This window comes from Caballeronia sp. LZ065 (assembly GCF_031450975.1).
Lineage (GTDB): Bacteria > Pseudomonadota > Gammaproteobacteria > Burkholderiales > Burkholderiaceae > Caballeronia.
In genome coordinates this window covers 1-23,101 of sequence record NZ_JARUXV010000004.1, presented here as the reverse complement: position 1 = coordinate 23,101, position 23,101 = coordinate 1, and the positions used below count along the sequence as shown (strand labels likewise).

25 protein-coding genes are annotated in these 23,101 nt (G+C 64.8%); 17 read left to right on the top strand and 8 right to left on the bottom strand.

The features are described from left to right. Position 1: 1 nt before the first annotated feature. From fhcD to QCE63_RS26805, 8 genes are read left to right on the top strand one after another with little or no spacing between them, the layout of a single operon-like run. The gene (gene fhcD, locus QCE63_RS26840; RefSeq protein ID WP_309837413.1) at positions 2-943 is read left to right on the top strand and encodes a formylmethanofuran--tetrahydromethanopterin N-formyltransferase; all 942 of its coding nucleotides are present in this window, start codon (positions 2-4) and stop codon (positions 941-943) included. Further along, complete coding sequence (locus QCE63_RS26835; RefSeq protein ID WP_309837410.1) at positions 940-1,806, top strand: formylmethanofuran dehydrogenase subunit C; 867 nt, start codon at positions 940-942, stop codon at positions 1,804-1,806. The genes fhcD and QCE63_RS26835 overlap by 4 nt, the downstream gene beginning before the upstream one ends. Before the next feature lie 30 nt (positions 1,807-1,836). Further along, positions 1,837-2,406, top strand: a complete 570-nt coding sequence (locus tag QCE63_RS26830) for a cytochrome b (RefSeq protein WP_309837408.1) — start codon at positions 1,837-1,839, stop codon at positions 2,404-2,406. Continuing rightward, the gene (gene pqqB, locus QCE63_RS26825; protein ID WP_309837407.1) at positions 2,403-3,323 is read left to right on the top strand and encodes a pyrroloquinoline quinone biosynthesis protein PqqB; all 921 of its coding nucleotides are present in this window, start codon (positions 2,403-2,405) and stop codon (positions 3,321-3,323) included. The genes QCE63_RS26830 and pqqB overlap by 4 nt, the downstream gene beginning before the upstream one ends. Before the next feature lie 38 nt (positions 3,324-3,361). After that, positions 3,362-4,096 carry a pyrroloquinoline-quinone synthase PqqC gene (gene pqqC / locus QCE63_RS26820; RefSeq protein WP_309839260.1) on the top strand — a complete coding sequence of 245 codons (735 nt, stop codon included), beginning with the start codon at positions 3,362-3,364 and terminating at the stop codon, positions 4,094-4,096. After that, positions 4,093-4,398: a pyrroloquinoline quinone biosynthesis peptide chaperone PqqD gene (pqqD, locus tag QCE63_RS26815; protein ID WP_309837405.1), complete on the top strand. Its 306-nt coding sequence runs from the start codon at positions 4,093-4,095 to the stop codon at positions 4,396-4,398. The genes pqqC and pqqD overlap by 4 nt, the downstream gene beginning before the upstream one ends. Positions 4,399-4,402: 4 nt before the next feature. Further along, positions 4,403-5,599 (top strand): pyrroloquinoline quinone biosynthesis protein PqqE, encoded by a 1,197-nt coding sequence (pqqE, locus tag QCE63_RS26810; RefSeq protein ID WP_309837403.1) that lies wholly within the window; start codon positions 4,403-4,405, stop codon positions 5,597-5,599. Next, the gene (locus tag QCE63_RS26805) at positions 5,596-6,315 is read left to right on the top strand and encodes a response regulator transcription factor (protein WP_309837401.1); all 720 of its coding nucleotides are present in this window, start codon (positions 5,596-5,598) and stop codon (positions 6,313-6,315) included. Before pqqE ends, QCE63_RS26805 begins: the two co-directional genes overlap by 4 nt. Here QCE63_RS26805 and QCE63_RS26800 read toward each other — a convergent pair. Continuing rightward, the gene (locus QCE63_RS26800; protein WP_404990222.1) at positions 6,225-7,289 is read right to left on the bottom strand and encodes a sensor histidine kinase; all 1,065 of its coding nucleotides are present in this window, start codon (positions 7,287-7,289) and stop codon (positions 6,225-6,227) included. The two genes, QCE63_RS26805 and QCE63_RS26800, sit on opposite strands and share 91 nt — an antisense overlap. A gap of 170 nt (positions 7,290-7,459) precedes the next feature. Here QCE63_RS26800 and QCE63_RS26795 point away from each other — a divergent pair, with 170 nt between their 5' ends. After that, positions 7,460-9,802, top strand: a complete 2,343-nt coding sequence (locus QCE63_RS26795; RefSeq protein WP_404990193.1) for a TonB-dependent receptor — start codon at positions 7,460-7,462, stop codon at positions 9,800-9,802. A gap of 61 nt (positions 9,803-9,863) precedes the next feature. On the opposite strand, the gene QCE63_RS26790 is transcribed toward QCE63_RS26795, so the two are convergent. The 3 genes from QCE63_RS26790 to QCE63_RS26780 all read right to left on the bottom strand — a co-directional run bounded on the left by QCE63_RS26790 (position 9,864) and on the right by QCE63_RS26780 (position 13,878). Beyond that, the gene (locus tag QCE63_RS26790; RefSeq protein ID WP_309837396.1) at positions 9,864-10,925 is read right to left on the bottom strand and encodes a beta-propeller fold lactonase family protein; all 1,062 of its coding nucleotides are present in this window, start codon (positions 10,923-10,925) and stop codon (positions 9,864-9,866) included. Positions 10,926-11,080: 155 nt separating this feature from the next. Further along, positions 11,081-11,608 (bottom strand): DUF3280 domain-containing protein, encoded by a 528-nt coding sequence (locus tag QCE63_RS26785; protein WP_309837394.1) that lies wholly within the window; start codon positions 11,606-11,608, stop codon positions 11,081-11,083. Between the two features lie 74 nt (positions 11,609-11,682). Beyond that, positions 11,683-13,878: a SulP family inorganic anion transporter gene (locus tag QCE63_RS26780; protein ID WP_309839257.1), complete on the bottom strand. Its 2,196-nt coding sequence runs from the start codon at positions 13,876-13,878 to the stop codon at positions 11,683-11,685. Positions 13,879-14,234: 356 nt separating this feature from the next. On the opposite strand from QCE63_RS26780, the gene QCE63_RS26775 reads away from it, so the two are divergent. The 4 genes from QCE63_RS26775 to QCE63_RS26760 all read left to right on the top strand — a co-directional run bounded on the left by QCE63_RS26775 (position 14,235) and on the right by QCE63_RS26760 (position 17,210). Then, entirely contained in the window at positions 14,235-15,803 is a 1,569-nt protein-coding gene (locus QCE63_RS26775) for a hypothetical protein (RefSeq protein WP_309837392.1), read from the top strand. Between the two features lie 87 nt (positions 15,804-15,890). Further along, positions 15,891-16,214 carry a hypothetical protein gene (locus QCE63_RS26770; protein WP_309837391.1) on the top strand — a complete coding sequence of 108 codons (324 nt, stop codon included), beginning with the start codon at positions 15,891-15,893 and terminating at the stop codon, positions 16,212-16,214. Positions 16,215-16,224: 10 nt separating this feature from the next. Beyond that, positions 16,225-16,620, top strand: coding sequence for a VOC family protein (locus tag QCE63_RS26765; protein ID WP_309837389.1), 396 nt, complete (start codon positions 16,225-16,227; stop codon positions 16,618-16,620). Positions 16,621-16,961: 341 nt separating this feature from the next. After that, positions 16,962-17,210, top strand: a complete 249-nt coding sequence (locus tag QCE63_RS26760; protein ID WP_309837388.1) for a hypothetical protein — start codon at positions 16,962-16,964, stop codon at positions 17,208-17,210. 10 nt (positions 17,211-17,220) lie between these two features. Here QCE63_RS26760 and QCE63_RS26755 read toward each other — a convergent pair whose 3' ends face one another. Together QCE63_RS26755 and QCE63_RS26750 are read right to left on the bottom strand one after the other, a co-directional pair. Then, positions 17,221-17,805: a J domain-containing protein gene (locus tag QCE63_RS26755; RefSeq protein ID WP_309837387.1), complete on the bottom strand. Its 585-nt coding sequence runs from the start codon at positions 17,803-17,805 to the stop codon at positions 17,221-17,223. Between the two features lie 76 nt (positions 17,806-17,881). Further along, complete coding sequence (locus QCE63_RS26750) at positions 17,882-18,190, bottom strand: hypothetical protein (protein WP_309837386.1); 309 nt, start codon at positions 18,188-18,190, stop codon at positions 17,882-17,884. A gap of 96 nt (positions 18,191-18,286) precedes the next feature. On the opposite strand from QCE63_RS26750, the gene QCE63_RS26745 reads away from it, so the two are divergent. The 3 genes from QCE63_RS26745 (at position 18,287) to QCE63_RS26735 (ending at position 21,058) form a co-directional block, all read left to right on the top strand. Continuing rightward, positions 18,287-18,841, top strand: a complete 555-nt coding sequence (locus QCE63_RS26745) for a phosphonate degradation HD-domain oxygenase (RefSeq protein ID WP_309837385.1) — start codon at positions 18,287-18,289, stop codon at positions 18,839-18,841. A gap of 160 nt (positions 18,842-19,001) precedes the next feature. Further along, positions 19,002-20,390: a DHA2 family efflux MFS transporter permease subunit gene (locus QCE63_RS26740; RefSeq protein WP_404990221.1), complete on the top strand. Its 1,389-nt coding sequence runs from the start codon at positions 19,002-19,004 to the stop codon at positions 20,388-20,390. Positions 20,391-20,596: 206 nt separating this feature from the next. Further along, a complete protein-coding gene (locus QCE63_RS26735) occupies positions 20,597-21,058 on the top strand; it encodes a lytic transglycosylase domain-containing protein (protein ID WP_404990192.1) in 462 nt (153 codons plus the stop codon). A gap of 132 nt (positions 21,059-21,190) precedes the next feature. Here the strand turns inward: QCE63_RS26735 and QCE63_RS26730 are convergent, their stop codons facing one another. Continuing rightward, positions 21,191-21,610 carry a hypothetical protein gene (locus QCE63_RS26730; RefSeq protein ID WP_309837379.1) on the bottom strand — a complete coding sequence of 140 codons (420 nt, stop codon included), beginning with the start codon at positions 21,608-21,610 and terminating at the stop codon, positions 21,191-21,193. A 104-nt stretch (positions 21,611-21,714) separates the two neighbouring features. Beyond that, positions 21,715-22,041, bottom strand: coding sequence for a hypothetical protein (locus tag QCE63_RS26725; RefSeq protein ID WP_309837377.1), 327 nt, complete (start codon positions 22,039-22,041; stop codon positions 21,715-21,717). Between the two features lie 365 nt (positions 22,042-22,406). Here QCE63_RS26725 and QCE63_RS26720 point away from each other — a divergent pair, with 365 nt between their 5' ends. After that, on the top strand, positions 22,407-22,940 hold the full coding sequence (locus tag QCE63_RS26720; protein WP_404990191.1) for a hypothetical protein: 534 nt from the start codon (positions 22,407-22,409) through the stop codon (positions 22,938-22,940). The last annotated feature ends 161 nt before the right edge of the window (positions 22,941-23,101 follow it).

Below are 23,101 nucleotides of genomic sequence, written 5' to 3'. Positions count from 1 at the left end.
CATGCGCATCAACGACACCCAGATCGACGACACCTTCGCCGAAGCCTTCCCGATGAAGGCCACGCGCCTCGTCATCACCGCCCATACGCCCGTCTGGGCCCGCCACGCGGCGAACTCGCTGACGGGCTTCGCGACCTCCGTGATCGACTGCGGCTGCGAAGCGGGCATCGAGCGCGATCTGTCGGGCGACGACACCCCCGACGGCCGGCCCGGCGTGGCCGTGCTGATCTTCGCGATCTCAACGAAGGAACTGGCGAAGCAGATTGCGCGGCGCGTCGGGCAATGCGTGCTGACGTGTCCGACCACGGCGGTATATGGCGGCATCGATCCCGCAACGAGCCGCGCGCCGCTCTCCGACAACGCGCCGCTCGGCGCCGCGCTGCGCTTCTTCGGCGACGGCTGGCAGATCTCCAAGGTGCTCGACGGCACTCGTTACTGGCGCGTGCCGGTGATGGACGGCGAGTTCGTCTGCGAGGAATTCACCGCGACCGTGAAAGCGGTCGGCGGCGGCAATCTGCTGTTTCTCGCCCGCGACATGGACTGCGCGCTGCATGCCGCGGAAGCCGCCGTCGCCGCCATGCACGCGCTGCCGAACATCATCACGCCGTTTCCGGGCGGCGTCGTGCGCTCGGGCTCGAAGATCGGATCGAAATATGCGGGCGCTCCGGCGTCCACCAACGACGCCTTCTGTCCGACGCTCGTCGGCCTCTCGCACAAGAGCGAACTGACGCCCGATGTCGGCTGCGTGCTGGAGATCGTGATCGACGGCCTCACCGACGCCGACGTCGGCGCCGCCATGACCGCGGGCATCGCGGCCGCAACGCGCATCGGCCGCGCGGGCGGCGTGCTGCGCGTGTCCGCCGGCAACTACGGCGGCAAGCTCGGGCCGTATCACTTCAAGCTGCACGAGCTGGCGCGCGGCCTCGACGGGAGCCGGGGATGAGCGCCATCACGCTGCGGGTCAAAACTGCGCCGGGCTTTCGCGTGGATGCGTCGAATTTACTGCCCGCGACGCTCGCCGCCACCGCGCCCGCCGATCTGCCGCGCATCACCATGCAAGGCGCAGGCGAACGCTGCGCGCTCGGCGATCTGTTCGACATCCGCCACGAGCACGCCGACCACCCTTCCGTGTCGATAGAAGGCGACGTGCCCTGGCTGGACCGTCTCGGCGCAAACATGACCGAAGGCGCGTTGACGGTACGCGGCCATGCAGGCGATTACGCGGGCCTGAAGATGTCGGGCGGGGCCTTGCTCATTGCCGGCGACGCGGGCCTCTTCACCGCGTGCGAGATGCAGGGCGGACGCATCACCATCGAGGGCAACACCGGCGATTGCGCCGCCGCGGCGCTGCCCGGCGACATGGAAGGCATGGCGGGCGGCACGTTGGTGATCCACGGCCATGCAGGCGCGCGGCTCGCGGACCGCATGCGGCGCGGCACGGTGCTCGTCAGCGGCGATGCCGGCGACTTCGCGGCCTCGCGCCTGATCGCGGGGACGGTATGCATCGGCGGGAAGGTCGGCGCGCATCCGGCTTACGGGATGCGGCGCGGCACGGTACTTCTCGCGCACGCGCCCGCCGCCATTCCGCCTACTTTCACCGAAGGCGGCCAGGGCTTCGAGGTCTTCTGGAGACTTTTCGTCCGCATGCTCGCGCGCGAGTCGACTCCCGAAACGGCACCCTTTTCGACATGCTCCGGCAATGTGTTGCCGCGACGCTACGCGGGCGACCTTGCCGTAGACGGCCGGGGGGAATTGCTGATCGCCAATTCTTGGCCAGCGGGAAAAAATGAAACTTGTATCCTGTAGAACGAAATCCAATTTCACGGGAGAGACTTCATGAGCACCGCGCGGACCTCCGCAACGCGCAACGGCCGCCTCGGCGCGGCCAGCGAGCGTTACGCACGCCCGATCATCGCGCTGCACTGGCTGATCGCCGTCGCGATCATCGCCATGCTTTGCATCGGCTTCTATATGGTGGGCCTGCCGCGCGGGCTGCCGTTCAAGTCTGACCTCATCAACTTCCACAAGTCGCTCGGAATCACGGTTTTCCTGCTGGTGCTGATCCGCATCCTGGTACGCCTGGCCTATGGCCGGCCGCCTCTGCCGCCGATGCGAACGTGGCAACGCGCCGCCGCGAGCATTACGCAGGCTCTTTTATACGTTGGCATGGTGGCGATGCCGCTCACCGGTTATCTCGGCTCGTCCTTCAACAAGTTCGGCACGAAGTTCTGGGGTCTCGCGCTGCCGCAGTGGGGTTCCGACGACAAACACATGCGCGAGATCTTCTTCGGCATTCATGGCTATCTCGCGTGGATCATGGCCGCGCTGGTCATCCTGCATTTTCTCGGGGCGATGAAACATCAGTTGATTGACCGCGACGGTCTCCTGCGGAGGATGTGGCCGTGAAGATTCGTGTGCTCGGCTCATCGGCGGGCGGCGGTTTCCCGCAATGGAACTGCAACTGCCGCAATTGCGACGGCGTCCGGCGCGGCACGATCGCGGCCCGCGCGCGCACTCAGTCCTCCATCGCCGTGACGGACAACGGCGAAGACTGGCTGCTCGTCAACGCTTCTCCGGACATCCTGGCGCAGATCGCGGCGAATCCCGAACTGCAGCCCGCGCGCCGCGTGCGCGATACCGGCATCGCGGCGGTCATCACGATGGACGCGCAGATCGATCACGTCACCGGTCTGCTGATGCTGCGCGAACGCGGCACGCCGTTGCCGCTCTATACCACCGACGCCGTCTGGCAGGACCTCTCGACAGGCTTTCCGCTCACCTCGATCCTCTCGCATTACTGCGGCGTCGAGCATCGGCGTATCGCGCTCGACGGCGCCGCGCTGGCGGTGCCCGAACTGCCGCGCGTGAGCATCGATGCATTGCCGCTTTCCAGCAAGGCGCCGCCCTATTCGCCACATCGCGATGCGCCCGAAACCGGCGACAACATCGGCCTGATGTTCACGAACGACGCCACCGGAAAGCGCGCGTTCTATGCACCGGGACTGGGCGCGCTGGAGCCGCACGTGCTCGATGCGATGCGCACGGCGGATCTGCTGCTCGTGGACGGCACCGTCTGGACCGACGACGAAATGATCCGTCTCGGCCTCACGAAGAAGACCGGCCGCGACATGGGCCATCTGTCGCAGAGCGACGCGGGCGGCATGATCGAGGTGCTCGATTCGATCGACCGCCCCGGCGTGCGCAAGGTGCTGATCCACATCAACAACACGAACCCGATCCTCATCGAGGACGGGCCTGAACGACGCATGTTGTCGGAGCACGGCATCGAAGTCGCGCACGACGGCATGAGCTTTGAGTTATGACCTCTGCACGCACTGGAGACCGTTTGATGTTCGATCCGATGCTGAACCCGACCACCGGCCCGCTCTTCACGAAAGTGACCGAAGACGGACCCGCGTGGACGCGCGAGGAGTTCGAGGCGCAACTCCGCGCGAAGGGCACGGCGTATCACATCCATCATCCGTTCAACGTGAAGATGAACGGCGGCGGCTGTTCGAAGGAACAGATACGCGGCTGGGTCGCGAACCGCTTCTACTATCAGATCAACATTCCGCTGAAGGACGCGGCGGTGATGTCGAATTGTCCTGACCGCGACACGCGGCGTCGCTGGGTGCTGCGCATTCTCGATCACGACGGCTATGAAGACCAGCCCGGCGGCATCGAGGCCTGGGCGCGGCTCGGCGATGCAGTCGGCCTCTCGCGCGACGATTTATGGTCGCTCAAACTCGTGACGCCGGGCGTGCGCTTCGCCGTGGATGCGTATGTGAACTTCGCGCGGCGTGCGCCGTGGCAGGAATCGGTGTGCTCGTCGCTGACCGAGATGTTCGCGCCGCAGATCCACAAGGACCGCCTCGCGACCTGGCCCGCGCATTACACGTGGATCGAGCCCGACGGGCTTGCGTACTTCCGTTCGCGCGTGTCGCTGGCGCAGCGCGATGTCGAGCACGGGCTCGAAGTAACGCTCGCGCATTTCACGACGCGCCGCGAACAGCAGCGCGCGCTCGACATCCTGCAGTTCAAGCTCGACATCCTTTGGACCATGCTGGATTCCATCGAAAAGGCCTTTCCGCAATGAGCGACAGCCCAACGCAACGCAAGCAGGAAGCCGTCGAAGCGCCGGACGATTCGTTGCATCCGCAACTAAAACGCTTGTTCCGCTTGCAGTGGGAACCGGCGCAGGACGCGCACGTGCTGCTTTACCCCGAGGGCATGGTGAAGCTCAATCAAAGCGCCGCGCAGATCCTTCTGCGTTGCGACGGCACGCGCGACATTCCGGCGCTCGTCGCGGACCTCGAGGCGGCATTCAACGCAAGCAGCCTCGGCGACGACGTGCGCGCGTTCATCGCCGGCGCGCGTGCGCGAGGCTGGCTGGAGTAGCGTCATGACCGACCTGTCCGAACCGATCGCCCGACCCGAACACGAAGGCACGCCCGTCGCGCCGCCCTTGTGGCTGCTCGCCGAGCTGACCTATCGCTGTCCGCTGCACTGCGTGTTCTGCTACAACCCGGTGAACTACGCCGACCACACGCGCGAACTCGACACCGACCAATGGCTCGACGTGCTGCGCCAGGCGCGCGCGCTGGGCGCGGCGCAACTCGGCTTCTCCGGCGGCGAGCCGCTGTTGCGTGACGATCTCGAAACCCTCGTCGCCGAGGCGCGCAAGCTGGGGTTCTATACGAACCTCATCACGTCCGGCATCGGGCTGACGGAGAAGCGCATCGGCGCGTTGCAGGAGGCCGGTCTCGATCACATCCAGCTGTCGTTCCAGGACTCGTCGCAGGAACTCAACGACTTCCTCTCCAGCACGAAGACCTTCGACTACAAGAAGCGCGTCGCGACCCTCATCAAGGCGCACGGCTTTCCGATGGTGCTCAACTGCGTGCTGCATCGCTATAACCTGCCGCACATCGGACGCATCATCGACATGGCGCTCGCGATGGGCGCCGAATATCTCGAACTCGCGAACACGCAGTACTACGGCTGGGCGCACGCGAACCGCGCGCAACTCATGCCGACCAAGGAACAGCTCGACGAAGCGGAAGCCGTGGTCAAGCGCTATCGGCAGGAGATCGGCGACCGCTGCAAGATCTTCTTCGTCGTGCCGGATTACTACGAGCGCCGCCCGAAACGCTGCATGAACGGCTGGGGTTCGGTGTTCCTCGGCATCGCACCGGACGGCGCGGCGCTGCCGTGCCACACGGCGCGCTCGCTGCCGGGCCTGACGTTCCCGAACGTGACCGAGACGCCGCTCAAGGACATCTGGTACGAGAGCGACGCCTTCAACCGCTTTCGCGGCTTCGGCTGGATGAAGGAGCCGTGCCGCAGTTGCGACGAGAAGTCCATCGACATGGGCGGCTGCCGCTGTCAGGCGTATCTGCTCACGCAAGACCCCGCCAACGCAGACCCGGTCTGCGACAAGTCTCCGCATCACGAGCGCGTCATCGAAGTGGTGCGCGCCGCATCAGTCAGGCAGGAACCGCAGGAGCAACCCATCGTCTTCCGCAACGATGCGAATTCCCGGCGCATCGCGGCGCAAGCCCGCGCAAATGGTTCAGAAGAAGGAGAAGACACGCCATGACTGCCGATATCTCCGTGCTGCTCGTGGATGACCATGCCGTCGTCCGTGAAGGTTACAAGCGTCTGCTCGAACTGAGCCCTGATGTGAACGTCGCGGGCGAGGCCGCGAACGCCGCCGAGGCTTATCAGAAGTTCTGTGCGTTGCAACCGGATGTCGTCGTGATGGATCTCGCGCTGCCCGGCGCGAGCGGCATCGAGGCGATGCGCCGCATGCTGGCGCGCGAGCCGCACGCGCACGTGCTGATCTTCAGCGTCCATGAGGAAGCGATCTTCGTGCGCCGCGCACTCGATGCCGGCGCGCGCGGCTACGTGACCAAGGCGAGCGCGCCCGACGTGCTCGTCGAAGCCGTGCGCTCGGTGGCGCGGCGCGTGTGCTATCTGAGCCCGGATATCTCGCAGGCGCTCGCCTTGCGCGCCACGATTCAGGACGGGCCGCCGGGACGCCAGTTATCGGCGCGCGAGTTCGAGGTGCTGCGTCTGCTCGTGCAGGGCTATACGCTGACGAGCATCGCGGAGAAGCTCGGGCTGAGCCAGAAGACGGTGGCGAATCATCAATCGGTGATCCGGCAGAAGTTCGGCGTGGACAACGGCGTGCAGCTCGCGCAGATCGCCAACCGGCTGGGGCTTCACTTCGCCGATTTCGCCATGTCGGCCGAAGCGTCGCTGGCTTCGCTCGCTTCGTTCTCGCCCGTCACGGGCAACGGCAGTCCCGCCTGAGACGGCACACGCGCGCAGAACAGAAAGCCTGAGCCGGGCTCGCTCGCAATCTGGAATGCGCCGCCGAGCGCCTCGACGCGCTCGCGCATGCCGATCAGACCCAGCCCCTTGCGCGGCTTCGCGAGATCGACGCCGGGACCGTCGTCGGCCATCGTCACGACGATCTCTTCCGGCGCGCGCGCCAGATAGATCTCCACCCGCGCGCCGCGCGCGAACTTCGACACGTTCGTCAGGCCTTCCTGCACCAGCCGGTACAGCGTGATGTTGAGCGCATCGCTGAGGTTGTCAAAGTCGCCGTCGACGGCCAGCGTGAAGCGCGCTTCCGGCAGACGCTCGCGCCAGCCATCGACGCAATGTTCGAGCGCCGTGGGCAGGCCGAATTCATCGAGTCCGCTCGGCCGCAGCTTGCGAATCATCCCGCCGATCTCGCGGTATACATGCGTCGCGTTCTGCATCAGCGACTGCGCCAGCCGATGTATTTCCACTTCGCGTCCCGCCGACAGATCGCGGATGCGCCCTGCATCGAGCGACATGGCATTGAGGTACTGGCCCAGTTCGTCGTGCAGTTCACGCGCGAGATGACGACGCTCGGTTTCCTGCGCGGCGAGCGCCTGATTGGCCAGCCGGCGGTTCTCGGCCAGCAGATGTTCCGCCTCTTCCTCCAGCGCCCGCCGCAGCCGCACTTCCGACTGCGCCTCGCGATAGCGCCGCCACGCAAACCACGCGCAACCGATGGCCAGCACGACGAGCGTCGGCGGCAGTTCATCGAGCTGGAAGCGCTCGGCGCCGCGCGTCAGGCGGTAGGCGTATTCGCTGAAGTCGAAGTGGGCGAACAGCGCGCCGGCCACGCAGGTCAGCACGAGGACGAGCGCGAGATCGCGCCGCACCGATGAGCGCGACGAAGGCAGCACGCGCTGATCGTCGGCGTCGTGTGTTTGCGAGGGAAGGGAGTCGGTCGGCATCACGGAATCCATTCTACGCACGGCGGCGGTGTCGCTTGTGTCATGCGCGACGCGATTGGGAACCCTTCCCTGCGCGATCGGGAAAAGCTCCCGGTCCACGCGCGTGTTCTTATGCGACGCTTTCATTTAAGGGAAGCTTCCTTTCGCCTGGTTTCGCGTGGATCAAATAACGACAAGTGGAGATGACGATGAAGAGCATGCCGCGCAGGCGCGCGCCCGCGCATCCGTTCAAACCCCGAGCAGGACTGCGGCTCGTGTTCGGCAGCGCGTTCGCCAGCATCACGGTGGCCGCATGGGCGCAGACGCCGCCCGCACCGGACACCGCCGAAGCGCCAGTCGCGGCCGCCAGCGCGCCGCCGACCGTGCAGTTGCCCAACGTCGTGGTGGTGGGAACGACGCCGCTCGTCGGCGTCGGCACGCCGCTCGAAAAGGTGCCCGCGAACGTGCAGACCATCCGGGGCGCGGACATCGAAGCGCAGCACTCGCAAACCACCACGGACTATTTGCAGAAGAACGTCGTGAGCATCGATATCAATGACGCGCAGGGCAATCCCTCGCAGTCGGACATCAACTATCGCGGCTTCACCGCTTCGCCGCTGCTCGGTACACCGCAGGGGCTGTCCGTGTTCCTGGACGGCGTGCGTATCAACGAACCTTTCGGCGATGTCGTCAACTGGGACCTGATTCCGCAGGCCGCCATCCAGACGATGCAGATCATCCCCGGCTCGAACCCGACCTTCGGCCTGAACACGCTGGGCGGCGCCATTGCGGTGCAGACCAAGAACGGCCGCAGCAATCCGGGCGGCAATGTGGATGTCGGCTTCGGCTCGTTCGGGCGCAAATATGCGCAGATCGAGCAGGGCGGCGTGATCGGCGATCATCTCGACTACTATTTCACCGCCAACATCACGAACGACAATGGCTGGGCCGATCACAATTCGAGCAAGCTGCGCCAGGCGTTCGGCAAGATCCGCTATACGGACGCGGATACGACCATCTCGGTCTCGATGGGCGGCGCCGACAACACGCTGAACGGCTCGCAGACCATCCCGCGTTCGTTCATGGACAACTTCCGCCAGGCCTACACGTTCCCGGACATGAACGAGAACCAGGTCGGCTATATCACGATCAATGCCGAACACTACATCACGCCGAATATCCAGTTGAGCGGCAATGTGTACTACCGGCACTATCGCAACAAGAACGTGAGCTCGAACGTCAACGACGACTTCGACCCGGACGGCGACGATTCCGACGAACTCACCCAGGCCTTCAATGACCAGTCCGTGATCGTGACGGACAGTTACGGCGCGAGCCTGCAACTTACGCTGCTGAACAAGCTGTTCGGCCATGACAACCAGCTGATTCTCGGCGCGGCGGGCGACTTCGCCAATTCGCACTTCTCGCAGGCCGAACAGGCCGCCGAGTTCACCGACAACCGCGCGACCATCGGCACCGGTTCCTTCGTGCCGACCACCGACGCCAAGACGCGCAACGAGAACTGGGGCATCTATTTCGAGAACACGTTCTCCTTCACCGAACAATGGTCGATGACGCTCGCGGGCCGCTATAACTGGTCGAAGGCGACCATCGGCGATGAAAGCGGCGTGCAGCCGCTGCTCGACGGCCGCCACACGTTCTCGCGCTTCAATCCGGCCGTGGGCTTCAACTGGAATCCGACGCCGACCTTCACCGCCTATGCCACGTACAACGAAGGCATGCGCTCGCCGACGGCGATCGAACTCGCATGCGCGGACCCGGCCGCGCCCTGCTCGCTGCCGAACGACTTCATCGCCGACCCGGATTTGAAGCCCGTCATTTCGCGCACCTTCGAGATCGGTGCGCGCGGCCGGCTCGGCAATCACACGACCTGGAGCGCGGCGGCCTACCGCACGACCCTGTCCGACGATATCCAGTTCGTCAGCAGCGAGGGCGCGGCCAGCACGCTCGGCTACTTCCAGAACGTGGGCAAGACGCGCCGCCAGGGCTTCGAACTCGCGGGCCGCACGCAGTGGGGACCGGTCGGCGTGGCGGCAAGCTACAGCTATGTGAACGCGACCTATCGCTCGACCTGGACGGAAAGCAGCGCGTCCAATTCAAGCGCCGACGACGACGGCAACATCACCGTGCATTCCGGCGACCGCATCCCGGGCATTCCCGCCAACACGGTGAAGATGCGCGTCGACTACAACCCGTTCGCGCGCTGGAACATCGGCACGAATGTCACGTACCGCAGCAATATCTTCGCGCGCGGCGACGAGAACAACCAGGATACGAACGGCAGCGTGGCGGGCTATTTCCTGATCGATCTCGACACCACCTACAACATCACCAAGCAATTGCAGGTGTATGCGACCGTGAAGAACCTGCTCAACAAGCGTTATGCGAACTTCGCGATTCTCGGCGAGAACTTCTTCAACGGGCCGAATCACACCTTCAGCGGCGGCGACACGGTGAACGAACAGTTCCTGGGCGTCGGTGCGCCGCGCGGCGTCTGGGTGGGGATGCGCTACGCGTGGAAGTGACTTGATGCTGAAAGCAAAGCGGCCGCCCTGGAGGCGGCCGTTTTGTATTGTGGTTCAGCGTTCAGCGTCCGACGATCGATCCCGCGCTCGGCGGATACGTAACGATGCCCCATGCCAGCGGCAAGTCGCCGATCTGCTTGATCTCCTTGTAGTCGGCGCCGTCGAGCACATAGACGGCGTTCGAACGGCCGCAGGCGAGCAGCAGCTTCGAGCCGTCCGGCGTGAAGCTGAAGTGCCAGCAGCGCTGGCCGACCGGCACGTCCTGCACGTGCTCATAAGTGGCGCCGTCGAACACTTGCAGCGTTTTGTCGCGCGACGCGGCAACCAGCAAGCGCTTGCCCGACGGATCGAACGACACGCCGTACGGGCCCGTCTTCGTGTCGACGGTCTTCATGACCTTCAGGCTGCCGCCATCGAGCACGACGAACTTGTTCGCGTTCTCCAGCGTGACGACATAACTCTTGCCATCCGGCGACGCCTTGATGCCGCGCGGGCGCGAGCCTTTCGGAAGCTTCGCGGTGCGCACTGGTTTGCCGGTGCCGACGCGATACACCGACACCGTATCGTCGCCTTCGTTGGTGACGAGGATCAGCTTGCCGTCCGGCGAAAACTCGACGCCTTCGGTCTCATGGCCGCTCTTCACCGAATGCGTGACCTTCATGCTCTTCAGATCGACGATGGCAATTTCGGCCGGCGGCGAGTTTGGATCGTCGTCTTTCTCCGGCTCGCCGGGCTTCGGCGGACCGCCGCTTTCGCCAGGCTCGTAAGTCACATAGGCATGGCCGCCGAACACGCGCACGAACTCCGGATTCTTGCCGATCTTCACGCGGCGCACGACCTTGCCCGTCGAGGTATCGATTTCCGAGAGATCGCTGGTCGCCTTGTTGGCCACATAAAGACGCGTGCCGTCCTTGTTCAGCGACAGGCCGCGCGGGCCGTCCTTGCCGACGTCCCAGGTCTTGTCGAGTGAAAGCTTGTCCAGATCGATGACGCCGACGCCGGCGTTTTCGGTCGTCACGTAGGCGGTCGGCGCGGCGGCCTGCGCGAGGCCGGCCGCAAGGGCCAGCGATGGCGCGATGACCGACGCGCAGGCAAGGCGCGCCGCCTTGATTCTGACTTGCATGTTTGTCTCCAGCGGTTGCGATTCTGGCCGGCACGATGTGTAGGCGGCCTGCTCAGGCCAACTTAGCCCAATCGACGCGGCACTGGCAACGCTGGAGGCCGGGAGAAACTCCCGAATTCCGCACGCCCGGCGGTTTTAGTGCGTCGCGTGCGGCTTCAGCGCGTGGCGGCGGGATCGGCGGCGACGAGATCGGCGAGCGCTTTGGCCGCGCGTTGCCATGAGAGGTCGGTGTTGCCGCGCATGTCCACCGAGCGCTGGAACACCGTCTTGCCGCTGGCGGCGTCTTCCACGCGCAGGTTGATGTTGAGGATCAGATTGCTGATCTTCTGCACCCAGCACACGCCCGCGCGCGTGGCGCCAAGCTGCTTCGCCACGCGCAGTTCGCAGCCGTTGCAGGCGCTCATGTCCTGCGCACCTTGCAGCGATGCAATCAGGTCGCGCGCGCCGGCGTTGTCGGCGACCTGGAACAGGCCGCGTTGGCTCAGGTCGTCGCGCAAAGCGCTGCTGACCATCGCGAGGCGCGCGGCCTGATCGCGGTTGGTGGCGGCATCGTTGTAGGCGGCGTTGTCGTCGATCAGCGTGCAATCGGGAATCGCGATGGTCTGCCGCGCCGTCTGCGCATGCAGCCCCGTAGCGGAGAGCGCCAGCAGCAGCAGCAGCGGCGCGCGTAATCTGCGGATCATGGTCGGGGTCTCGAGGTTGAGCGGCCGCGTTCAACATACCGGTCATCTCCTTGCCGATCAAGTCCGCAGCGCACTCACGACGCCGCCCGCAGCGCCTCGTCCGCCACCGCCAGCCGCAGCGCCATCATCTTCACGACGAAGCGATGCCACTCCTGTGCCGTCAGCGCATCGTCCTGCTCCAGCGCACTCAGCGCCGCGAGCGTCATGCGCCTCAAGCGGGCAGGCTCGTCGGCGACCACGTCCGCGCTGCGCGGCGCATGCGTGTACACCGCCATCTCGCCGATGATCGTGCCCGGCCCGAACGACCGCAGCCGCACCGAACGCCCGCTCGCCAGCGGCAGCGACACTGTCACGCGGCCCGCCTCGACGATATAGAGCGCATCGCCCGCGTCGCCGCGCCGGAACAGCGCCTGGCCCGCGCCGATCTCGCGCAGGTCCAGCCGCGCGGCCAGTTGCGCCAGCGCGCGCTCGGTGAAGTGCGGCGCGAGCAGCGTGCGGAAGTCGGACGATGCTGCGCAAGCCGCCGCGTGTTCCGTCGAGGCGGCGAGCTGTTGCGCTTCGATCCATTCGAGCCCTGCATCGAGCGAGGCGAATTCGCGAATGCCGAGCGCCAGCGCCCCGGTGCGCGCCAGCAGCGCGCGCGAGCCCTCCGGCAACGCCGTGAGCACGAGGTCCGCGCCGATCGAAACACACGCCTGACGCAGCTTCACGAACGCCAGCGACACCGATGCATCCATCCCGTTGGTCCACGCGAAATCGAGCACGACATAGCGGACCGGTCGCGGCTTATGCCCGCGAATGCGCTCGCGGATGCGCTGCAACATCGAATGCGCAGAGCCGAAGAAAAGGAAGCCTTGCAGGCAGACACCGCAGATTTCGTCGCCCCGGTCCATCAGCAGCCGCGTTTCCTCGATGCTGCGTTCGACGTTCGACGTCCGCGTGCGGCCGTCGAACTCCATGCGCACGCAGCCGGCCCGGCCATAGAGCAGCGCGAAGGTCACGCACGCGACCACTACGCCCGCCACGACGCCCGCAATCACGCCATAGAACGCGATCACGCCGAGGATCAGCGGCACGAGCAGATACTCGTGCCACGTCAATCGGCGATACGCGCCGACAAGCCAGTCCATCATCAGGCGCAGCCCCATGTACAGCTGCATGCCGACGAGCACCGGCACCGGAAACAGCGAGACGAGATCGGGCGATGCAATCAGCACGAACAGGCAGGCGAGCGCCGCGAACACGCCGGCGACGCGGCTCGTCGCGCCCGCGCGCGCGTTGAGCATCGAACGGTTGTACGACTGATAGCCGACCATGCCGCCGAACAGACCGCTCGCGATGTTCGCGAGTCCGGCGGCGCGCATCTCGCGGTTGAGGTCGATGTCCTGTCCGGTCGCCGCGCCCATCGCGGTGGAGTTCATGATGATCGTGATCGCCGATACCGACGTGACGATGAGCGTCTCCGGCAGATGCACGACGATCGCATGCCAGTCGATCTCGCCGCGCGCGAGCGTCGACGGCAGATGCAGTTCCGGTATGTGCAGCGCATGCACCGGCACGTGCTGGAGCAGCAGGCCCATGCCGCGCGCCTCCTCGGGCGAGATGCCCGCGAGGTGCAGCAGTCCGTAGAAGAGCGCGATGCCGATGGCGAGCGTGATCGGCATCGCGGCCGCATGGCGCCAGCGGCGTGCAAGCAGCGTGGCGAGCGCACCGACGAACAGCGCCGGCACCCACGCGAGCCAGGACAAGCGCGCAAGCATGGGCAGCGTGTGCCAGTCGAGCGTGAGTCCCGTCAGCACGCGAAACGCGCCTGCGATCAGCAGATAGCCGGTGCCGGCGAGAAAGCCGCCCATCACCGGATAGGGGAGGAATTGCAGCGAGCGGCTTTTCTTCGAGGAGCCGATCGCGAAGAGGATCAGGCCCGTGACGAGCGAACACAGCGCGATGGCCACCAGCACGGTCAGCAGGATCACCGTGGGCGAGCCGCCATTCGCGCGCACGCTGCTCGCGACGCCCGCCGCCACGCCGACGAGAAACGCGGTGGCATTGCTGTCCGGCCCGCCGATGTTCATGCGCATCGAGCTGGTGAGCGCGATGACGAAGGCCGTGACGATGCAGCTGACCAGCGCAGTGGGAACGCCGAGTTCGGCGTAGCGCGCGAGGTCGGCGCTGAAGATCAGCGTGCCCAAGCTCATTGCGTAGCACAGCATGACGAGCGTGGAGACGGTGCCCGCGGTCACGTCGCCGGCGAGGGCCGTGAGACGCGGCATCGCGCGCATGCGTACGGTGGATTCGGTCGTGCCTGGCTTCAAGGCGCCCTCCCGAGGATGGGCAACGAAACGGCTGACGAATGGGGAACGGATGCGGTGCTTCGTGCGACCGAGGCGCCTCGACCTGCTTCAAACGACTGTGGAAAAAACGTGCAGGCCCGAAGCGAAAAAAGTATCCGTCAGGCACGCGCGCACTGTCAATTTGGCGGCTATCGCGCCTTAATCAGCTTCTTTGCCGGGAACCGCTGCTTTATAGGAACCGGCCGATTGTCTTCCGCGACCGACCAGCGGACAGTCACGCAGGTCTCACACCGCCCTCCCGTCAGTCACGGCCGCGCGCCGCATCACGCCCAACGATGAAGTCAACTCTGTTCAGCAAGTCCAGCCGCGCGCTGGCCGCGTCGCTGCTGTGCGTCGCCGGGTTCGCCGCCGCCCAGTCCGCCGGGCAGCCGCCCGCCAATCCGTATCTCGCGGCGCCCCGGCTCGCGATCACGCATGTCGACTCCGCCCAGAGCGACGCGTTTCCCTGGCCGGTCGAGCGCGGCTTCTTCAGCGTCGATCCGCGCGCTTTCCCGCGCGTCGTGGCGGGTCCGGTGAACGTCATGACGCTCGCCTCGACATCGCCGGATTACATGTGGGGCGTATCGAGCGAAGGCGTCAGTTATATCGACGTCTCCGAAGGACGCCTGCGCGAAGTGGCGCGCATGCCGGCGCAGCACACCCGGCTCATCTCCGCCGTCACGCACGCCAGGGTGCTCGACCAGACGTTCACTTCGGTCGAACAGATTCGCAAGGCTGTGTCGGAGGCGTATGGCGTCGACTGGACGCGTGCGGTCAACGGCGCGTACTCGCTCGTCGATCGCGACAACCACGTCTACTTCAACAGCACGAACGGCAAGATCAGCAAGTTCGGGCTGCTCGATGCAATGCATCCCGAAGCGGGCATCCGGCTGCTCAAGACCATCGACATGACGCCGATCATCGGCCGGTCGTTCCTGATCGGGATGGGCATGACTTACGACGGCAAATTCGTCGTTGCGTCGACCACCACGCTCAGCGTGCTGGACCGTTCGCTCGAAGGCCAGGCTTACACCGTGCGCTTCGCGCCAGACGAGGTGGTGAGCAATTCGTTCTGCATCGACGCGCACGGCGGCATCTATGTCGCCTCCAGCCGCGCGCTGCACAAGCTCGTGTGGACCGGCACGAAGCTCTCCGAAGACGAAACCGACGGCGCCTGGAAAGCGCCCTACGAACACGGCCAGGGAACCGGCTCGACGCCCACCCTGATGGGCAACGGCCTGGATGCGGACAAGCTGGTCGTCATCACCGACGGCGCTCCCCGCATGAACCTCGTCGCCTTCTGGCGCGACGCGATTCCCGCCGGGTGGAAGCCGGTTCCCGGCACGCCGTCCGCGCGCATTGCCGGGCAGATTCCAGTTACGGCGGGGCTCGCGAAGCTGCCCGATGTGATCCAGTCCAGACGATCCGTGGCGGTGAGCGGATACGGCGCGTTCGTGGCGAACAATGCCGCTCGGAAGCGGGACAAGGACAGGCTCGTCGATGTGCTCGCGCTCGGTCCGGTCAATCCGCCGGCGTCAGGCGTCGAACGCTTCGAGTGGGATCGGCGGGCGCATCGCTGGCGCACGGTCTGGGCGCGTGGCGATGTCGTTTCGGTCAGCATGGTGCCGAGCATCAGCACGGGGTCCAGCATGGTCTTCGTGAACGGCTACTATCCGCAAAGCGGCTGGGAAATCACCGGCATGGACTGGAATACGGGTGCGACGGTGCATCGCGTCTCGCTTGGGCAAGGCAACCTGGGCAACGGCGCGTATGGCGTGGTCGAATATCTTCCTGATGGCGACCTGCTGTTCAACAGCATCGGCGGGCCGATCCGCATCGCGCTCAAGAACGCGCCGGGCGCCTGACGCTTTCGTGAAGGCAATGCTCGATGGATTCGCCGCGACAACAGGAGTAACGTGGATCGACGAGCGAACCACACCAAGGAGGCGATCATGCCTGACGATCCCGCTCAATGGCAGGTGTTCCAGTACGAGGGGTTCGAGATCCACGTGCTGCCTCAGTTGAAACTGACGCCCGAACATGCGCCGCCTCTCGCAGTGGACCGCTTCGTTTATATTGGCCATGTGTGCCGGCCCGGCGCGCATGCCGAGGTGCCAGGAGAAGCGGTCCATTTCCATGCCGACGGCGACGACGCCTACCGGAGCGCGCCCGATGCCGTCGATGAGGCGCGGCATGTCGGCAAGAGCATCATCGACGGCACGCATCCGGATCTTTCGGTGCTGCCGCTCGTCTCGCACCATTCACACCCGGGATGACCCATCACGCATGACTGACTCGCACGCGCCGGAACCTCCGCATCACGACGACGAAGCCTGCGTCGACAGCCTGAGCGCGATCACGCTCGCCACCGGCGACATGGCGCGCGCCGTGCGCTTCTATCAAGCGCTCGGCCTGCGTCTTTTGTACGGCGGTGAGGGCGAGACGTTCAGCTCGTTCGCGCTCGGCAGCTCGTACCTCAATCTCACCAGCGAAACCCACGCGCCCATCCAATTCTGGGGCCGCGTCATCATCCATGTGTCCGACGTGGATGCGTTCTTTCGGCGGGCCAAGGCCAACGGCATCGAACCGCAGTTCGAACCGCGCGATGCACCCTGGCACGAACGCTACTTCCATCTCACCGATCCCGACGGTCACGAACTGAGCTTCGCGCGTCCGCTTTGATTACGGACGGCGCGTGGCTCGGGCATGCGGCTCGCTTCATCTCCAGTGACGGCTAGCGTACGCATCGGCCATTTGATATGACCGTTCGCGTACATATCCGCGCATCGCGTTGCACGAGCATAGGTCCATCGGCGGTAAGGATTCTGCGTGCATGAACGGGGCAAGCGCTTGAAGCTCTCTGTTGCTATTTCGCAAAAACGGCTCCGCTCAAGGGCGAGGGGCGTAGAGTTAAAGCGCTTTGGGAGGAACGTGATGCAATGCGGCAAGGGTTTTCGAGTGGTTCAGACCGGCGTGCGTCTCGCCGTAATCCGGATCATGAAGGCCGCGTGCTGGAGACTGAAATGAAATGCGCGAACGAGCAGTCCCTTCGTTATCAGGTAGATAAATGGCTGGCGCCCGGAAGCATGCCGGTGCGAGTCAGGCAGTTCAGCCGCACCCGTCCCGACGGCCGGCGTTATGTGTGTGTAGAGGCGTCGCACGGACAGGCGTCGCGAGCGCTGTTCTTCTTCCGTCACGACGACGGACACTGGTGTGTGTATCCCGCCGCGCCCCGGCAACGCAACATGCGCGGCGAAATGCTGGCGGCATAAGCCGTCACGCTCAGAGCCGCAAGTTGTTCAGGAACTGAAACCACATCGCGCCGAGCGGATTCACCGGGCCAGCGGCGCTCGTCTCTTTCTCTTCGGTCTTCCCGGCTTCTTCGTCTTCCTCGACTATTTCCGCCGTGCTCTGCTGACGTGATTCGTGCAAGGCAATCGCACTGTCCGCAATCTGCCGCGCTGAAGGTTCATCGCATTCGGCGCCGAGCAGGACGCCGAACACGACATCGCGATTATGTCCAAGCGATGCAAAGCGCATCGCCAGCGACACGCGCTCCGCATACAGCGCTTCCCGCGCCTCGCGCTCCTTCGCTTCGCGTGCCGCGCGTTCCGCTTCTTCCTGACGCACACGCTCTTCCCAACGACGCATCTCCGCCGCGAACGTCCGGTCGTAAACCTCGCGCTGGCTGCGATCGGACAGGATTGCGTAGGCTTCCTTGATCTCGTGGAACTGCGCGTGGGCTTGGGCTTCGTTGCCCACGTTGCGATCCGGATGGCAGCGCATCGCGGCTTTGCGATACGCTCGTTTGATCTCTTCGTTGGTGGCGTGCTCGTTCACGCCGAGCGTTTCGTATAGCGTGGCCATAGTGCGTTCGGTGAGTACGGGTCGCCGAACATCCTAACACGGGCTCCCCCTCGATGCGGCAGCGCAGCACGCCGCTTCATTTCACAGGAAATGCACTGCCTGTCCGGTCGAAGACAGCGCGCGCAGCCTTCAGATAGCGCGAGATGTGCAAGCGGATGTTCACCACCGCCACGACGAAGAGCACGAGCGTGATCGCCAGATAGTCGCGGCGCTCCGGCACGAGGTGATAGCGCAGATGCATCAGCACGAAGAGGATCCACACGAAGGCCGGTGCATGCAGCGTCCAGTGCCGTTGCGCGAAATGCCACGCAATGCGGCGCACCTCGCGCCGCGAATGCAGATCGAGGCCGGCGAGTTCGGCGCGGCGGCGAAACGAGAGAGGCATCGGACGAGTTCCTTGTCGCATTGCAGCGCGCGCCATCGTTGTGTCATGAAGCGGCGCGATGATGTCGGGTTTGATCCGGCAACGCTCAGCGCATCCATGGCCCTTACGCTCGACGACATCCAGCATCTCTTCGACACGCACGGTTCCATGGCCTATAGCGGCGAACCCGTCACGCAATTGCAGCACGCCCTGCAAAGCGCGACGCTCGCTGAACAGGCCGGCGCGAGCCGTGAACTGATCGTGGCCGCGTTGCTGCATGACCTTGGCCATCTGTTGAATCAGCAAGGCGAAACGCCGACGGAACGCGGCATCGACGATCTGCATCAGTATTACGCGCTGCCCTTTCTGCGGCCGCTGTTCCCGGACGCCGTGCTCGAACCGATCCGGCTGCACGTCGATGCGAAGCGCTGCCTGTGTTCCATCGATGCGTCTTATCATGCGCGGCTTTCCGCCGATTCGGTACGCAGCCTGCAATTGCAGGGCGGGGTCTTCGACCACGAAGCCGCGCATGCCTTCCTCGCCCGGCCCTACGCACAGGATGCGCTCGCGCTGCGCCGCTGGGACGACGAAGCGAAGGACGCCGCGCGCGTCACGCCCGGCTTGCCGCATTTCATGGAGATGGTGGCCGGCGTGGCGCGTATCGCGGGTTAAGGACGATCGGCGTCTGGAAACGGCCGTGCGCTTATCGCGCTAGACTGTGCGGCATGCGACCCTTTTCCTTACCACGCCCGACAGGCGTCAGGCACAAGCCCTTGCAGCAAGCCTTCGGCACGCATCTGGACGCGGCATCGTGACCGAGCGCAACTTCCGCATGACCGCCGCTGTGGTCGCCAGCGCGCTGTTCATGCAGAACATGGACGGCACCATCGTCGCGACAGCCCTGCCGACCATGGCTCGCGACCTTCACGTCGATCCCGTTCATCTCAGCAGCGCCATCACCGCCTATCTCGTCGCGCTGACGGTGTTCATTCCCGCCAGCGGCTGGGTCGCCGACCGCTTCGGCGCGCGGCGTGTGTTCATGTGGGCCATCGCGACGTTCACACTGGCATCGATAGCCTGCGCGGCCGCGATGAACCTGCCGCAACTGTTGGCCGCGCGCGTCGTGCAGGGGCTCGGCGGCGCGATGATGGTGCCGGTCGGACGGCTGATCCTGTTTCGCGGCGTCAAGCGCGAGGAACTGCTCCAGGCCACCACCTGGCTCACGATGCCCGCGCTCGTCGGCCCGTTGCTCGGCCCGCCGCTCGGCGGCTTTCTCACCGATGCCCTCAACTGGCGCAGCATCTTCTGGGTGAACGTGCCGGTGGGCATCGCGGGCATGGTGCTGACGTGGAAGCTGCTGCCGCCTTCGCCGCCCGAAAGCCGCACGCCGCCCGACCTGCGCGGCATGCTGTTGTCGGGCGCATCGCTGAGTTTGTTCATGATCGGTATCGAGAGCGCCGGGCGCGGCGTCTTGCCGGACGGCGTGCCCTGGATCTGCATGGCGGTCGGCCTGCTGCTATTCCGCGCGACGGTCCTGCATTGCCGCCGGGCGGAGAATCCGGCCATCGACTTCTCGCTGCTGTCCATTCCCACCTTCCATGCCGCGACGGTCGCCGGCAGTCTGTTCCGCGCGGGCGCCGGCGCGCTGCCGTTTCTCGTTCCGCTGACCTTGCAGACTGGCTTTGGCTACAGCGCGACGGCCAGCGGCCTTGTGACCTTCGCGAGCGCCCTCGGCTCGTTCTGCATGCGCCCGATGACCGCGCTCGCGCTGCGGCACTTCACGGTGCGCACGGTGCTGTGCGCGGGCAGCGTGTGCTTCGCGGCCGTGCTGCTCGCCTGTTCGACGATGTCGCAGGCCTGGCCCGCCGCCGCGATCTTCCTGCTCCTGCTGCTCGGCGGCCTCGGCCGCTCGCTCAGCTTCGCGACGATGGGCGCGCTCGCCTTCGCCGACGTGCCCAAGCCGCGCCTCGCCGCCGCCACCTCGTTCCAGGGCACCGCGCAACAGTTGATGAAGGCGCTCGGCGTCACGGTGGCGTCCGGCACGATCCAGGCGACCATGCTGGCTTCCGGCAGCGTCCAGACGGAGCGCTGGCAACTGGCGTGCGGTTTTGTCGTCATCGCGCTCGTGGTGCTCGCGTCCCTGCCGATGTTCCTGCGGCTCTCCAGCGACGCCGGTGAAGGCATCTCGTCTCCGGCCGCCAAGCGCGCGGGGCCGACGTAAATCGTTCCGATATCTGAAACAAACTTCAGATTAAATACAAGTCCATGATCCACAACGATTTTTTATGTGGCTATAATGCGGCTCCGCTTTGATCTCCGAATCCGATGCGTCGAAACCTTGTCCTCTCCGCTGCCCTTGCCATCGCGCTGAGCTGCGCGTCCGCCGCGTTCGCGCAGCAGACCGTGCCGGCAGCCGGCGATCCCGCCGTGCAGCAGGACCCGAAGGCAGAGCAGACAAGTCACAAGATTTCGGAATATCTGACTCAAAAGTTCGGCGTAGCGCGCGAGAAGGCGCAGACGATCGCTTCGGCCGTGATGACGTCGGCATCGAAATATTCGCTTCCTCCGGCCTTGTTGCTCGCGATCATTTCCATCGAATCGCGCTTCAAGGAAACCGCCCGCGGACCGAATCACGCGACCGGCCTTATGCAGGTGGTACCCTCGGCCCATAAGTCGCTGGTGCGCAATATCGACCTGACCGATCCGGAAGACAACATCGAGGCAGGCTCGGCGATCCTGCACGGCTACATGACCTCCGCACAGGGCGATCTCGATGCCGCGCTGAAGAGCTATGGCGGATCGCGCGCCTATGCCGAAAAAGTCAGCCTGCGCGCCAGGACGTTCGAGCCGGCGGCATCGGCCGAACCGGCGTCTGCCGGCGGAAAATAAAAAAGCGCCCGCTCAGGCGCTTCACACTCTCTTCAATCTTCCTGCTTCAATCAACGCCGCCAGGCGGATGCCGCAAGTACGTTCTGTCGACGTCGCGGCGATCGCACCCATCGGGGCGTGTTCATCGGTCCATCAATAGCCCTTCTGCATGCCGCTGCCGCTCGACGTGCCGTTCGACTTCATGCCGCCGGAATTCATGTTGCCGTTGTTCGGGGCGCTGCGCTGCACGGTGCCCTGATCCTGGCCCATGCCGTTGGTCGCGCCGTTGCCCATGCCGCTCTTGGCGCCGGTGCCTGTGCCGGTCGTGCCGTCGGACGAGCCGCCCATGCCGGTGCCGCCCATGCCCACGCCGCCGCCCTTGCCGGCAGCGCCCGAACCCGCGCCCGAGGAGCCGTTGCCGCCCGCGCCCATCGAGCCGCCCGCAGCGGCGCCGCCGCCACCCGCACCGCCGCCTGCACCACCTCCACCTCCACCTCCCGCCTGGGCATAAACACCGCCCGACAGGCCCAACACCAACGCCGATATCACCAGCTTCTTCGTAGTCGCGTTCATTTCGAATCTCCAGAGTGTGCGTGTCGGCTGCGGCGATGTTCGTGCCGCTGCAGCCGTATTCGCATTAGCGCAAGCGACGTGCCGCGCATCTCCGGTCACTCAACTTAGTAACCGCACGGCACATAGGCGCCGCGATAGTTGTCGTAGCAGTAGCCGGGCGGCGGCGCCGGTTGCGCGTACACGGGTTGCGCATAGGCGGGTTGCTGATAGACCGGTTGTTGATAAACCGGCTGCGCGTATGCCGGCTGCGCGTTCGCCACAGACGACACCAGCGCACCCAGCACCGCGCCGCCAATCAATGCACCGACAATCGCGCCGCCATTTCCGCCGCCGCCGTGATGACCGCCATAGCCGCCGCGTCCATGTGCCGAGGCCTGGCCTGCCATCGTCAAACTGCCGATCATCAGGAACACAAGTGCTGCGCGTTTCATGAGCTTCTCCAATTCCCGTTTAGCCGGGTTGATGGAAGTCATCTTAAGCAGTTGTCTAAGAAATAACTGATGCAGTTGGTAACCGCGCATTTCAAAAATTACAAGTTTGCCGGCAAGCATTTCTCTAGCAAATTCGCTTGAAAAATTGCTTGGCCGATTCACTTCTTATGGATCCCAAACTACCGTCACGCAGTTACAAACTGAATTGAATTTGCCGCATGGATAACAGTTGCGCCCTGCCACCGGTAAGGCAAGACGCACGGTGCCGGCGAATGAATCATGCTTACCTGCGCCGTTTCACTTGCTATCCACTGGTTACCGTTTGTCACGAGAAACCCGTCAACGACACCAGGCGACCTGGCGTTATGTCCGTCAGCGCGGCGTACTGCGCCACGCGCCAACCAGAAAAGAACAGGGAGTGTCAAACCATGAAGAAGCTCGTCGCTGCTCTCGCATCCGCCATGCTCGTGACTACCGTCTTCGCTCAGACGGCCACTACCGATGCAGGCAAGGCACAACTGAAGGCAAACCAGGAGAAGGCCGAGGCTCAGGCAGCGGCCAATCAGAAGAAGGCGGACGCGCAGCACGATGCCGCGAAGGCTCAGGCATCCGCGAATGAAGACAAGGCATCGGCACAGGCCGATGCCAACAAGGAAGCCGCGAAGGTAGCGCAGGCGACCACGCCGGAACAGGCTTCCGGTGCGCGCGGCGACGCCGCCAAGGCGCAAGCCAAGGCGAACAAGAAGCACTCCGCACAGTCCAAGGCAGACAAGAAGAAACAGGACTCGGCCAAGGATGCCGATGTAGCACAAGCCAAGGCCGACAAGCAAAAAGTCGAGGCGCAAAGCGACGCAAACAAGGCGGCCGCCGATGCAAAGATCGACGCGGCGAAGAAGTAAGGGAGGTCCGCGTCTTTACGGCATCGCGTACCGGAGTGCTGCTTAGGAAAGAATCCGGTGCGTTAGGGCAACGCTGATTAAGTCCACCGCTTGTGCGGGTCGAGCGTTATAGAGCGCACAAGCAACGAGTTAGCCAAAAGACAATGAAACAGCAGACGCTC

What these genes read in the sequence shown, in the direction of transcription:
- fhcD (WP_309837413.1), top strand. Translation starts at nt 2, where the DNA reads ATGCGCATCAACGACACCCAGATCGACGACACCTTCGCCGAAGCCTTC.
- QCE63_RS26835 (WP_309837410.1), top strand. Translation starts at nt 940, where the DNA reads ATGAGCGCCATCACGCTGCGGGTCAAAACTGCGCCGGGCTTTCGCGTG.
- QCE63_RS26830 (WP_309837408.1), top strand. Translation starts at nt 1,837, where the DNA reads ATGAGCACCGCGCGGACCTCCGCAACGCGCAACGGCCGCCTCGGCGCG.
- pqqC (WP_309839260.1), top strand. Translation starts at nt 3,362, where the DNA reads ATGCTGAACCCGACCACCGGCCCGCTCTTCACGAAAGTGACCGAAGAC.
- pqqD (WP_309837405.1), top strand. Translation starts at nt 4,093, where the DNA reads ATGAGCGACAGCCCAACGCAACGCAAGCAGGAAGCCGTCGAAGCGCCG.
- pqqE (WP_309837403.1), top strand. Translation starts at nt 4,403, where the DNA reads ATGACCGACCTGTCCGAACCGATCGCCCGACCCGAACACGAAGGCACG.
- QCE63_RS26805 (WP_309837401.1), top strand. Translation starts at nt 5,596, where the DNA reads ATGACTGCCGATATCTCCGTGCTGCTCGTGGATGACCATGCCGTCGTC.
- QCE63_RS26800 (WP_404990222.1), bottom strand. Translation starts at nt 7,289, where the DNA reads ATGGATTCCGTGATGCCGACCGACTCCCTTCCCTCGCAAACACACGAC.
- QCE63_RS26795 (WP_404990193.1), top strand. Translation starts at nt 7,460, where the DNA reads ATGACGATGAAGAGCATGCCGCGCAGGCGCGCGCCCGCGCATCCGTTC.
- QCE63_RS26790 (WP_309837396.1), bottom strand. Translation starts at nt 10,925, where the DNA reads ATGCAAGTCAGAATCAAGGCGGCGCGCCTTGCCTGCGCGTCGGTCATC.
- QCE63_RS26785 (WP_309837394.1), bottom strand. Translation starts at nt 11,608, where the DNA reads ATGATCCGCAGATTACGCGCGCCGCTGCTGCTGCTGCTGGCGCTCTCC.
- QCE63_RS26780 (WP_309839257.1), bottom strand. Translation starts at nt 13,878, where the DNA reads ATGCCGCGTCTCACGGCCCTCGCCGGCGACGTGACCGCGGGCACCGTC.
- QCE63_RS26775 (WP_309837392.1), top strand. Translation starts at nt 14,235, where the DNA reads ATGAAGTCAACTCTGTTCAGCAAGTCCAGCCGCGCGCTGGCCGCGTCG.
- QCE63_RS26770 (WP_309837391.1), top strand. Translation starts at nt 15,891, where the DNA reads ATGCCTGACGATCCCGCTCAATGGCAGGTGTTCCAGTACGAGGGGTTC.
- QCE63_RS26765 (WP_309837389.1), top strand. Translation starts at nt 16,225, where the DNA reads ATGACTGACTCGCACGCGCCGGAACCTCCGCATCACGACGACGAAGCC.
- QCE63_RS26760 (WP_309837388.1), top strand. Translation starts at nt 16,962, where the DNA reads ATGAAATGCGCGAACGAGCAGTCCCTTCGTTATCAGGTAGATAAATGG.
- QCE63_RS26755 (WP_309837387.1), bottom strand. Translation starts at nt 17,805, where the DNA reads ATGGCCACGCTATACGAAACGCTCGGCGTGAACGAGCACGCCACCAAC.
- QCE63_RS26750 (WP_309837386.1), bottom strand. Translation starts at nt 18,190, where the DNA reads ATGCCTCTCTCGTTTCGCCGCCGCGCCGAACTCGCCGGCCTCGATCTG.
- QCE63_RS26745 (WP_309837385.1), top strand. Translation starts at nt 18,287, where the DNA reads ATGGCCCTTACGCTCGACGACATCCAGCATCTCTTCGACACGCACGGT.
- QCE63_RS26740 (WP_404990221.1), top strand. Translation starts at nt 19,002, where the DNA reads ATGACCGCCGCTGTGGTCGCCAGCGCGCTGTTCATGCAGAACATGGAC.
- QCE63_RS26730 (WP_309837379.1), bottom strand. Translation starts at nt 21,610, where the DNA reads ATGAACGCGACTACGAAGAAGCTGGTGATATCGGCGTTGGTGTTGGGC.
- QCE63_RS26725 (WP_309837377.1), bottom strand. Translation starts at nt 22,041, where the DNA reads ATGAAACGCGCAGCACTTGTGTTCCTGATGATCGGCAGTTTGACGATG.
- QCE63_RS26720 (WP_404990191.1), top strand. Translation starts at nt 22,407, where the DNA reads ATGTCCGTCAGCGCGGCGTACTGCGCCACGCGCCAACCAGAAAAGAAC.